The sequence below is a fragment of the Pseudomonas lopnurensis genome (genome assembly GCF_015070855.1).
GTDB classification, from domain to species: domain Bacteria; phylum Pseudomonadota; class Gammaproteobacteria; order Pseudomonadales; family Pseudomonadaceae; genus Stutzerimonas; species Stutzerimonas lopnurensis.
Genome location: NZ_JADDIX010000059.1, coordinates 1 through 11526, shown reverse-complemented (window position 1 = coordinate 11526; position 11526 = coordinate 1). Strand labels below are relative to the sequence as shown.

The window sequence follows — 11526 nt, the reverse complement described above, 5'->3', positions numbered from 1 at the left end:
GGCCGAATGCACCAGCACTTCGGCCGGAACGCGGCGCAACGGCGAGCCGGCGGCGCGGCCGAAATCCAGCAACTGGCGGACGATGGCGCTCAGCCGCGCCACCTGCTGGCGGATCTGCAGCAGCGCGCGGCGATGCGGCTGGGCCAGCGCGTCATCGCGCAAGACCCGCTGCGCCTTGCCGTCGATCACGCTCAGCGGGCTGCCCAGCTCGTGCGCCACGCCGGCGGCCAGGCGCCCGACTGCGGCCAACTGCTGGGTCTGGCGCAGGCGCGCCTGCAATTCTTCCTCGCGGGCCTGCTGCTCGGCGACCTGGCGTTCGGCGGCGGCGATGCTGTCGAGCATCTCGTTGAGTGCCGCGGACAGCACGACGATTTCCTGCGGCCCGCCGCCCGGCGCGCGATGTTCGCGGTCGCCGCCGGCCACCCGCGCCATGCTGCGGGTCAGCTGCTGCAGGTGCTTGCCGACGGCCGAGCGATGACCGAGCAGGATCACCACCAGCGCCACGCCGGCGAGCAGCCCGCCGAGCCCGCCGGCGATCAGCCGCAGGCGGCGGATGTCCTGCTCGAAGTCGCTCCAGCGCCGGGTGACCTGCAGCAGGCCGTTGATCTGCCCGCCGCTCTCCTCCAGCGGGACGAAATAGGAGTACACCGCGCGCCCCTTGATGCGCTGGTAGGCGCCGGTCAGCTCGCCGCCGGCGGTGAGCTGCTGGATCGCCGCCTCGTCCTGGTCCGGCTCCACCACCCCGGCGGAGGCGGCCAGGCGGCCCTCGCGATCGTAGACGTAGGCGCCATAGACGCGGCCGACGCCGAGCACCGATTCCAGCACCTGTTGCAGGGTGCGCTCGTGGTTCCTCTCCAGGCTGGCGCTCAGCGGCAGGCGCACCGCCCGCGCCACCAGCTCGACCTCCGCCTGCAGGCGCCGTTCGCTGTGGCGCTCGACCGTCCACAACAGCACGGAACTGAAGCCGAACATGATCGCCATCAGCGGTACCACGACCTTCAACAACAGGGCGCCGCGCAGGCTGGAAGGTCGCTGCCAGAATGATACATGTGTCATATCGGCACAATACAGAGCCGAACCCGGCGGGTCCACCGCATCCTGACGAAATGGAAAATACCTTTTGAATCAACAAGTTAATTCATTAACCCGAAACTGGCACAGCACCTGCTACCGATTCCCCCGTCTTCAATCGAGCAAGGAATGAACATGACCCAGCACAACACCCGCCTCGCCTTCGCCGGCCTCGTCTCGCTGTTCCTCGGCCTCGGCGCACCGCTCGCCCTGGCGCAGGCCCCTGCCGATCCGGCGCCCGCCGCACAGCCGGCTGTAGGTTCCCAGCAGTTCAGCGACGACAAGCTGGAAAGCTTTGCCGAGTCGCTCGGCGAGATCATGGAAATCCGCGAGGAGTTCACCGGCAAGCTGCAGCAGACCGAGGACGCCGACAAGGCGCGTGAGCTGCAGCAGCAGGCCAACGAACAGATGCTCGGCGTGATCGAGGAGAACGACATCAGCGTCGACGAGTACAACGCCATCAACCAGGCGGTGCAGACCGACCCTGAACTGCGCAACCGCGTGCTCGCGATGCTGAAGTGACCCGCCACGGCTGACCGGCACCGCCTGGGCGGGCCGGCGCCGCAAGCACACCCCGCTCGGCATCGCCGGCGGGGCTTTTGCGTTTCGAGCCGGCAGCGGAAGGCCCGGATGCGGCCGGTCCCGCCGTTCACGCCCGCGGCGTAGCGGCGCTCAGATGACCTGCTCGGCGGCCTTGCCGGCAGGATTCGCCCGGGTCGGCATGGCCAGTATCTCGGGCACCACGTCGCGGGCGAACACCCGGTGCAGCCGGCGCAGCTCCGCCACCGGGTCGCGGTGATGATCGACGCGAATGTCCCACAGCGGATATTCCTCGCGGTCCACCACATAGATCGTGGCCGACGACTCGCCGCAGCGGTCGCCGCCGCAGGCATCGCCGGCGGCGATGGCCTCCATCAGGCGCTCCACCAGCGGTTGCGCGGCAGCCCGGCGATAGGCATCGGCCACGGCCTCCAGCACGTCCGGCCCGGCCAGCCGATTGCCCTGCACGCAGAACTGCTCGCCGGCAATCGAACCGGCCCAGGGCGGGCATTTCGGTCCGGTCCAGCAGGCCACGTCGCCGCGCCCGTCGATCACCGCGCACTGGCGCAGCTCCATGCATGGATCGGTGTGCCCGAGCCGTTCGAGCACCTGCGCGGCGGACTCCCCCTGGCGCAGCAAACGCAGCCCGTCGGTGCCGAGATAGGGGTTGATCTGCGCCTGCGTCGCCACCGCGCCCACCTGCGCCGCCGCATGGGTGAGCAGCTTGCCCACCGCCGGCATCGCCGTGGCCGCCGCCACCCCGAACTGGCCGGTACGCGGGCAACGGGCAATGAGGGAAAAGGTCATGGACGTACTCCACCGGGTTTCTTCTTGGCCATGTTCCAGCTGCTTGTTGCACAAACCGTTGGGGCAGGACGCGTAGGCTGGGTCGAGGAGCGAAGCGACGAAGCCCAACAGGTCATGCAGCGCCTGTTGGGCTTCGCTACGCTCAGCGCCAACCTACCGTATGACCGATCGCCCGAACATCGGGCGATCGCAGGCACAAGTCACCAAGCCCCTGCAACACGTAACGGGAACATAGCCTTCTTCTTGGGCGCCGGGTCGCGGCGATGGTTCAGCCGGCCGGCACGGGTAGCACGAAGCGACGCCCATCGCGGTGCAAGCCATGCGGCTCAACAGGGCATTTTCCCCGTATAGTGGCGCGCCCGCGCTGCCGACCTCACCCCGGAACGCCGCGCGGGACGGGGATCTTCGCAAACCGGAACGATCCTCGCATGGCCTTCATCGCAGCCCACCACCCCGGCGCTGCGTACCGCCGAACGCCCTATCCGGGTCGCCGGCCTGATGCTGGAGATACACGATGTCTAGCGAACCCGTCACTTTGATGGTGGCCCGCCGCGTGCGCGACGGCCGTTACCATGACTTTCTCGCCTGGCTTCACGAAGGCGAACAACTGGCCGCCGACTTCCCCGGCTACCTCGGCTCCGGCGTGCTCGCCCCGCCACCGGGCGACGACGAATACCAGATGATCTTCCGCTTCGCCGACGAACCGACCCTCGATGCCTGGGAGCATTCGGCCTCGCGTCGCGCCTGGCTGCAACGCGGCAGCGAACTCTTCGCCCAGCCCCACGAGCACCGCGCCCGCGGCATCGACGCCTGGTTCGGCAACGGCGACCGCCTGCCACCACGCTGGAAGCAGAGCGTAGCGATCTGGCTGGCATTCTTTCCCGTCTCGCTGCTGTTCCACGCCTTGTTCGGCGGCGCCCTGAGCGAACTGCCGCTGACGCTGCGCATCCTGCTCAGCACCCTGGCGCTGACCCCGCTGATGACTTACCTGTTCATCCCGCTGTCGACCCGTCTGTTGGCTTCCTGGTTGCACAAGCCGGCCCGTGCGACCTGGCGGCGCACGGGCGCGCCGGTCGCGCCCCGCTGAACCCGGGCGGGGCCGCCTCCAAGGCAGCCCCGCGCCCGGCGGCACGAGGGGACAGGGTCGCCTATGCTTGCCCGGTACGCGACCCGCCACCCCGGAGGATGCCATGATGAAAGCCAGCCACCGCCTTGCCGCTTGCCTGTCGGGCCTGATTCTGGCGCTGAGCGCTTCGTTGTCCCTGGCGCAGGATCAGCCGATCCGCATCGGCATCATCGGCACCGGCAATATCGGCAGCGCCCTGGCCCGGCTCTGGGTGGAGGCCGGCCACCCGGTGATGATCTCCTCGCGCCATCCCGAACGCCTGCAGCCCCTGGCCGACGAGCTGGGCGAGCGCGCCCACGTCGGGAGCGCGCGCGAGGCGGCGGCGTTCGCCGAGGTGATCCTGCTGGCGGTGCCCTATGCCGCCACCCCGCAGGTGGGCCGCGACCACGCCGCGGAACTCGAGGGCAAGATCGTGCTGGATGCCGGCAATCCCATCCCCGCACGCGACGGCCCCATGGCCGAGGCGGCGCGGGAACTGGGCGCCGGGCTGGCCTCGCAGCGCTTCCTGCCGGAGGTGCGCCTGGTCCGCGCGTTCAATGCCATCTCGGCCTATAACCTGCGCAACCAGGCCCATCGCGACGGCGAGCGGCTGGCCATACCCTTGGCCGGCGACGATGACGAGGCCTTGCAGGTCGCCGCGCGGCTGGTCACCGATGCCGGCTTCGATCCGGTGATCGTCGGCCCGTTGAGCAGCGCCAAGCGCTTCGACTACGGCTCCGGCCTTTCGGCGAGGATGCTGACCGCCGCCGAGCTGCGCGAAGCGCTGGGGCTGTAGGACGCGGAAGCGACATGCGCGGAACTCCCGCCAGTAGCGCTTTTCACAAACACTGAAGGTCCGCAGCGCCGCTGGTGCCTCGGCCTGATCGTGCAGCCCGCTGCACCGCGAGCGCCCGATCGGCAGATCAGCGGCGAGCGCGCCCGGAAAAGGCGGTGAAAGGACATGAAAAGACGACGCCTGCTCAAGGTCGGCATGCTGAACCTGCTACTGCTCGCCGGGCTTCCCGTGGCACGGGCGCACGTCGCACGCCACGTCGAGCGGGGCGGCTGGATCCTGCGCCCGGAAGACGACTGATGAAAATCACCGTCGAGCAGCTCGCGGGGGTGCCGCCGTTCGACTACTGCATCGTCGGCAGCGGCCCGGCCGGCATCACCCTGGCCCTGGCGCTGGAAGACGCCGGCAAGCGCGTGCTGCTGCTCGAAGGCGGCGGCGAGTCGCCTTCCCAGGCCTCCCAGGAACTCTACCGCGGCGAGACGCTGGGGCATGCCTACCGGCCACTGGACGGCTGCCGGATACGCGCCTTCGGCGGCTCCTCCAACGGCTGGGGTGGCTGGTGCCGCCCCCTGGATGCGGTGGATTTCGAGGAAAAGCCGGGGCTGGCCGACAGCGGCTGGCCGATCCGCCGCAGCGATCTCGCCCCCTATGCGGTACGGGCAGACGACTTTTTCGGGCTGGGCCCTCCCGAAGACGAGCCTCCGCTGCCCGGCGCGCCGCTCAAACAGAGCCGCTTCCGTTATTCCACGGTGAACTTCGGCGAGAAATACCGGGACCGCCTGTTCGCCTCGGCGAGCGTCGCGGTGGCACTGGACACCAGCCTGGTGGCGATACTGACCGACGGCGCGGCGGTCACCGGCCTGCAGGTGGATGCCGGTGGGGTGCGCCGCACCCTCACCGCACAGCGCTACATCCTGGCCACCGGCGGCATCGAGAACAGCCGCCTGCTGCTGTGGAGCAACCAGCTGGCGCAGGGCGCGCTGATCAGGCAGCCGGCGACGCTGGGCCGCTACTGGATGGAGCATCCGCATTTCACCCTCGGCGAGATCCTGCTCAGGCACCGGGCCGGGCTGCACTTCGACGAAAAGGACGTCGGCTTCGTATCGCCGTCGCCAGAGCTGATGGCGCACAAGCGACTGCTCAATTGCGGCCTGCGGATCATCCGCGGCGGCGAGGCGCAGACCCTCGACAGCATTCGCCGGCTGGCCCGGGTCGCGCCGCGGCTCGCCAGCGCGACGCTGCACGACTATCGCCAGGGGCAGAGCTACGGGGCGCTGCTGCGCGCCAGCTGGGAGCAGCGCCCGCGGGCGGAAAACCGCGTCGCGCTGGCGGCGCAGAAGGACCGTCTCGGCATCCCGCGGGTGGCGCTGCACTGGACCCTGGACGACGAGGACAAGCGCACCGCCCTGGAGAGCGCCCGACGCCTGGGCCGCTACATCGCCGACCTGGACCTCGGCCGCCTGCGCCTGGACGGCTGGCTGTCCGGCAGCGAGCCGTTCCCGGACGACGACGAGCTCGGCGGCTGCCACCACATGGGCGGCACCCGCATGGCCCGCACGCCGGAGCAGGGCATCGTCGACCGCGACTGCAAGGTGTTCGGCCAACGCAACCTCTATATCGCCGGCTCCTCAGTGTTCCCCAGCAGCGGCTTCGCCAACCCGACCTACACCATCGTGCAACTGGCGCTGCGCCTGGCGGCGCACCTGGAGCAGAGCCGCACCGCGTGACCCTGTCCGTGCTTGCTCCTCACCCGGCGAACCAGACGGTCGATCAAGCCGAAAGGGCGCTCGGTGGCGCGCTGAACCTCGTCAAGGCACCAGGCCAGTAGGTTGGGTCGGGCGCGTAGGTTGGTTGAGGAGCGAAGCGACGAAGCCCAACAGGTTCGTGCCGATCCCTGTTGGGCTTCGCTGCGCTCGCCGCCACCTACCGGCGTGCGTCCGATCGCCCGAACATCGGGCCGTTGCACGCGCGCACCGCCGGGCCTCGGTGCATGCGGTGCGCGGAGCGCACCCTACGTAGCGTGCCGGGTATCGGAAGAGACGTTTGCTTCACGGCTACGGCCCGTTGGCCGTGGCGGAATCTCAACGGACCTGGTCTCGGCGGGCACGACCTGAGCGCTCAACTGGTCGCTCACAACTGCCCCACCGACAGACTCGCAGGCCCAATCAGTACGCGTCCGGCGCTGGCGGCAACCCGCCGGCGCGTTCGAGGATGGCCTCCAGCGATCCCCGCACCTCGTCGAGCAGGCGCGGGAGATCGAGGTCGAGCAGGCGTCCGTCGCGTTTGCGGACGATGCCGTCGACGATCACCGTGTCGACGTTGGCCGGCATCGCCGAATAGACCACCAGCGCCACGGGATCGGTAGCGCCGGGCCGCGCCAGGTTGAGCGCATCGAGGTCGAGCAGGATGAGGTCGGCCCGCTTGCCCGGAGTGATGGAGCCGATCTCGTCCTGCAGGCCCAGGGAACGCGCGGCTTCCAATGTCGCCAGCTCGAGGATGCGGCGCGGCTCGACCGCCGTTTCGGCCCGGAGCGCGCCGGATTCGGTCAGTGCCAGCAGGCGCATGTTGGCGAACAGGTCGGCACTGCCGGCCAGGGCCGGCCCGTCGATACCGAGGCCGATGCGTCCCACCGCCGCGTAATCGCTCAGTCGCGTCAGGCCGTAGCCGACGCGCTGCTCGGTCACCGGCGTCAGTGACAGCGAGGCGCGGGCCTGGCGGAAAGCCGCGAGCTGTTCGCGCGTCGCGCCAGTGGCATGCACGATCTGCACGTCCGGGCCCAACAGGCCGCTTGCCACCAGCGCCGCGTTGCGCGCGCCACCGGAGTGCACCGACACCGGCAATCCCAGCCGCCGCGCCGCCTCGATCTCCCGGCGGCCGACCGCCTGGACGTTCGCGTCCTCCCCACTGCCGACGCCGCGCCAGCCCAGTCCCAGCGATATCCGGCCTTCGGGCCAGTCCCGCGCGACCCGGGCCAGATGCTCGAGGTCGATGCTGCGGTCGTCGGGCAGGTCGTCATGGGCACCGTACAGCAGGCGGGCGCGTATGCCGCTGTCGCGCAATGCCTGCAGCGACGCCTGCAGGTGCTCCGGGCCACGCAGGTTGTGGAAGAACTCGACGCTGGTGGTCACGCCCGCCGCCAGGCTTTCCAATGCGCCGAAGGCGGTGCCGATGCGGATGTCCTCGGCCGTGTAGTGCCGCGCCAGGTGCTTCTTCAATAGGAAGTAGTCGGTTTGCGGTGTATTGCGGAACTGCCCACGGGTCGCGCTCAGCCAGAGATGGGTATGGGTATCCACCAACCCGGGAAGCAATAGCTTGCCGCGCCCATCGATTCGCTGCGCCTCGGCATCGGAGAGCTGCGCGCCGACTTCGGCGATGCGGCCGTCGCGCAGCAGCACGTCCGCACGCGGCAGGTCGCCCAGCTGCGGATCGAGGCTGATCACCTGCGCGCCCTCGATCAGCAGCGCGCGCGGTTGCGCCTGGGATTGGAAAGAGCCAGCAAGGAGTGCTACCAGCCACAGGGCGCCGGACGCGAGGGTGGGACAGCAAGGACGGATGAGCGAAAGGCACATGACGGGGGTTCCGGTTGCGGTCGACCGATGTCCAGTCAAGTCAAGCCCAGGGCAGCGCATCGGCGAAAAGGTATGACGGCGGCTCCTGCGCTCAGGCGCCTTCACCGGCCGGCTCCGGCAGCGGGACCCGGCGTTGCAGCAGCAACAGCGGCAGGCCGGCCAGCAGCACCGCCACGCCGAGCAGCGCCCCCTCGCCGGCGTAGCGCACGCTGGCCCAGCACAACCCCAGGCAGACCAGCGCGAACAGCCAGGGCGTGAACGGATAACCGGGCACGCTGAACGGCCGCGCCACCGGTGCGCGGCGGCGCAGGCGCGGCAGGCTCAGGGCGACCAGCGCCATGAACAGCCAGAACACCGGCGCGGTGTAGGCGACCATGGTCTCGATGCCGTTGCCGAGATACGCGCCGAAGGCCACCAGGCCCAGACTGATGACCGCCTGCAGCAGCAACGCCCGGCGCGGCGTGGCGCCCCGTTCGTTCCAGGCACCCAATGCCGCCAGACGGGGCACGTCGCGGCCAAGCGCGTAGTAAACGCGGGCACCGGTGAGCACCGTGGCATTCAGGGTGGACAACGCAGTCACGCAGACCAGCAACGCCAGCAGCGTCTCGCCCCGGGCACCAGCCACCAACCCCATCAGATCGGCACCGATCGCCGATGAGTCGCGCACCCCCTGCAGGCCGAAGATGCCGAGGAAGGCCAGGTTGACCAGCAGGTAGAGTCCGGTGACCAATGCCGCGCCGAACAGCAACACGCGGCTCATGTCGCGGGCCGGCCGGCGCAGCTCGCCGGACAGGTAGGCCGCCTCGTTCCAGCCGCCATAGGTGAGCAGGACGAACACCATGCCCATGCCGAGCATCCCGACCAGACCGCCTTCGGCAGGCGCCACGGGTTGTGGCGGCGCACCATCGCCAGCAAGGGCTGCATACAGCCCGGCACCGGAAACGCAGAGAATGGCCAGCAGGGTGAGCCCGGTGAACAGCTGCTGCAGACGACCCGATTCACGGGTACCGAGCACATTGAGGGCGGTCAGCGCCGTCACGACCAAAGCGGCATGCCAGGCGGCGCCGGCCTCGCCCAGCGGCAGCAGGCGCTGGGCATAGTCGCCATAGATGAACGCCACCGCGGCGATCGAACCGGTCTGGATCACCCCGCAGCGGGCCCAGGCGAACAGCAGCGCCACGCGCGGACCCCAGGCCCGCGCCAGGTAGTGGTATTCCCCGCCCCGGTGCGGGTAGGTCGCACCCAGTTCGGCGTAGCACAGTGCGCCGACCAGCATCAGCAGGCCGCCGGCCAGCCACAGGCCGAGATAGGCAAGCGCGTTGGGCGCGTGCTGCGCGACCAGCGGGGGGAAGCCGAAGATGCCGACGCCAACGACCACGCCGACCAGCACCGCCACGCCGTCCGTGACGCAAAGGCCGCCCCGCGACCCGCTCGGGACGCGCACCTCAGGACCGCTGCGCCGACCAGCGACGCTGCGTGCCGTCGCTCGCCAAGGGTTCGATCCGGTCACCGTTCACCTTGCCGATGTATTCCCGATCGCCGAGCGTGAAATGCAGCTCATCGCCCCGCAGCCGCCCCTGGACCGGCTCCTCGCCGGCCGCGGTGCGCGCACTGCCCTGCACCTCCTGGAACTGCTGCGTCAGGCTCAACGTCACCCGGCCCTGGTCGGTTTCCACCTGCCAGTCGCCCTCCACCTTGGCCGGAACGATCCACAGGTAGATGCGGCTGCCGGCCACGGTATCGGTCTGGTCGGGCTGCCAGTCATCCATGCTGAAGGCATGGGAGACCACACGGGTGCCCGGCTGCAGGGTATCGAGAATGACCGGCCGCAGGCGCAGGTTGACTCGCTGCAGCAGGTACATGGTCAGCACGTCGGCCTCGGAGATGTCCTTTTCGAACAGATCGCCCTGCTCGAAGGCGACCTGATCGGACACGCCCGCCTCCTGCGCGTTGAGCTCGGCCTCGGCGATGCGCACGGGGTCGAGGTCAACGCCCAGGGCGGAATGCGCACCGCGGTCGCGCACCGCGGCGATGGCGATGCGCCCGTCGCCGGAGCCCAGGTCGATGACGCGGTCGCCCGGACCGACCTCGGCCATTTCCAACATACGCGCCACCACGCTATCGGGTGTGGGTACATAGGGAACATCCAGCTGTCGCGTCTGCGCCTGCACCGTCGTGACCGCGAACAGCGCCAGAGGCAGCAGGAAAGTACGCAGGGTATGAGTCATGGCAAGGAGCATCGTGGTTCTCCCGGGAAGGGGCGCATCGGTCGTCGACACGCATCAGAAATTGATGACCCATGAGTCGCCGGATGGTTCTGGGCAACCGCACGGGTTCTGCAACCTGATGTGAGTGCGTGGTAGAGGGCAGGACGCCACAAGATCAAACGATTCTGAATGGGTGCCAACGCCAATGGCCTGCCCCACGCGGTAAGTTGGCGCTGAGCGCAGCGAAGCCCAACAGCCGGTGGACAGGGCCCGCCGGGCTTCGTCGCCCTGCGTCCAGACCGGTAATTTCCTGATCGATGCCGAGCCGCGCATCTCTATCAATGCCTCATCAAGGGTGTGGCCGACGGCGCCGGTTCGTCGCGTCCACGCATGGTGCCAACGAAGTGGGGCTGCCGACCCACTGGTCGCCCGGATATGAAGTACGCCACCACAGGGTGATAACCATCGCCGCCGGCCCACCCAACCCCAAACTGATCTACTTGAAGCTGTCGTGAATCTCCTTGACCCACTGCCAGTCCACGTCGCCCCCCGGCTTTCCGTTTTCTTCAGCCAAGTCGGGTTCGGATCGTCGCGACCGAAGATATTAACCCGGCAATCAAATACACCCTATCATGCTGCGTAGGCGATACGTGGATGCCGGAAATAAGAACGGATTCTTTGGGGGCGTAATTGCAATCGTCTCATGACCGAGCGAACACGCCCTTCCAGTTCGTCCTGATTACGCGCCGGCAAGCCCGCACGCACCTGATGCTTCAAATCACAATTCAAATACTCGTCAGGATTCAACTCCGGGGCGTATGCCGGCAGGAAGAACAGTTCGATTTGCTCTTTGCGGTCGGCGACCCAGGCGCTCACCTTTTTGCTGTGGTGTACGCGCAGGTTATCGAGAATCAGGAACACCTTGCGGCCCTGCGCATCACGAATCAGTCGACCCAGGAAGCGAATCAGCACTGGGGCTGTCAGCGTTTCCCGATACAGCATGAAGCGCAGCTTGCCTCGATTGGTCACGGTGGAAATCATGTTGGTGGAAAAACGACTGCCACTGACCTGGCGCACCGGCGTTTCACCAATAGGGGCGTAGCTGCGACCGGCATGGCTGTCACTGCGCATGCCGGTTTCGTCACCCCACTGAATCTCGCCATTCTCGGCCTTGGCCCGCTGTGCGATGCGTGGATATTCATTATCCAGCCAGCGCTGAACCACTTCAGGTTTCTGCTGATAAGCCCGATGCAGTGGTCGCTGCGGGGTGTAGCCCCAACGCTTGAGGTATTCACCAACCGTTCGAACCGGCATGAGAAAACCACAGCGCTGGCGGATCAGTTCGCGCACGGCATCACGCGTCCAGAGTGCAAAGCCGAGCTTGAGCTGGTCGGGCATCTTATCGGTCATCAATGTGCGAACCAGCACTTCCTG

General features: G+C 68.3%; 11 protein-coding genes. 5 read left to right on the top strand and 6 right to left on the bottom strand.

What is annotated here, in order from left to right:
• A partial coding sequence (locus IN820_RS11530; protein ID WP_235989140.1) for a histidine kinase dimerization/phospho-acceptor domain-containing protein occupies nucleotides 1-1056 on the bottom strand: 1056 nt, incomplete at its 3' end.
• Between the two features lie 150 nt (nucleotides 1057-1206).
• On the opposite strand from IN820_RS11530, the gene IN820_RS11525 reads away from it, so the two are divergent.
• Nucleotides 1207-1593: a DUF4168 domain-containing protein gene (locus IN820_RS11525; protein ID WP_193681115.1), complete on the top strand. Its 387-nt coding sequence runs from the start codon at nucleotides 1207-1209 to the stop codon at nucleotides 1591-1593.
• A 150-nt stretch (nucleotides 1594-1743) separates the two neighbouring features.
• On the opposite strand, the gene IN820_RS11520 is transcribed toward IN820_RS11525, so the two are convergent.
• A complete protein-coding gene (locus IN820_RS11520; protein WP_193681114.1) occupies nucleotides 1744-2418 on the bottom strand; it encodes a DUF1028 domain-containing protein in 675 nt (224 codons plus the stop codon).
• A gap of 514 nt (nucleotides 2419-2932) precedes the next feature.
• Between IN820_RS11520 and IN820_RS11515 the strand changes: the two genes are divergently transcribed.
• The 4 genes from IN820_RS11515 to IN820_RS11505 all read left to right on the top strand — a co-directional run bounded on the left by IN820_RS11515 (nucleotide 2933) and on the right by IN820_RS11505 (nucleotide 6043).
• Nucleotides 2933-3505, top strand: coding sequence for an antibiotic biosynthesis monooxygenase (locus IN820_RS11515; protein WP_193681113.1), 573 nt, complete (start codon nucleotides 2933-2935; stop codon nucleotides 3503-3505).
• A 106-nt stretch (nucleotides 3506-3611) separates the two neighbouring features.
• Nucleotides 3612-4319 carry an NADPH-dependent F420 reductase gene (locus tag IN820_RS11510; RefSeq protein WP_235989139.1) on the top strand — a complete coding sequence of 236 codons (708 nt, stop codon included), beginning with the start codon at nucleotides 3612-3614 and terminating at the stop codon, nucleotides 4317-4319.
• Nucleotides 4320-4484: 165 nt separating this feature from the next.
• A complete protein-coding gene (locus IN820_RS22790) occupies nucleotides 4485-4616 on the top strand; it encodes a hypothetical protein (RefSeq protein ID WP_268939450.1) in 132 nt (43 codons plus the stop codon).
• A complete protein-coding gene (locus tag IN820_RS11505; RefSeq protein ID WP_193681111.1) occupies nucleotides 4616-6043 on the top strand; it encodes a GMC oxidoreductase in 1428 nt (475 codons plus the stop codon). The genes IN820_RS22790 and IN820_RS11505 overlap by 1 nt, the downstream gene beginning before the upstream one ends.
• Nucleotides 6044-6481: 438 nt before the next feature.
• Here the strand turns inward: IN820_RS11505 and IN820_RS11500 are convergent, their stop codons facing one another.
• The 4 genes from IN820_RS11500 to IN820_RS11485 form a co-directional block, all read right to left on the bottom strand.
• The gene (locus IN820_RS11500) at nucleotides 6482-7885 is read right to left on the bottom strand and encodes an amidohydrolase family protein (protein ID WP_235989138.1); all 1404 of its coding nucleotides are present in this window, start codon (nucleotides 7883-7885) and stop codon (nucleotides 6482-6484) included.
• Between the two features lie 91 nt (nucleotides 7886-7976).
• A complete protein-coding gene (locus IN820_RS11495) occupies nucleotides 7977-9329 on the bottom strand; it encodes an APC family permease (protein ID WP_193681110.1) in 1353 nt (450 codons plus the stop codon).
• 1 nt (nucleotide 9330) lies between these two features.
• Nucleotides 9331-10125 (bottom strand): SAM-dependent methyltransferase, encoded by a 795-nt coding sequence (locus tag IN820_RS11490; RefSeq protein WP_193681109.1) that lies wholly within the window; start codon nucleotides 10123-10125, stop codon nucleotides 9331-9333.
• 597 nt (nucleotides 10126-10722) lie between these two features.
• Nucleotides 10723-11526, bottom strand: an 804-nt coding sequence (locus IN820_RS11485; RefSeq protein ID WP_193681108.1) for an IS630 family transposase, incomplete at its 5' end; no start/stop codon positions are given.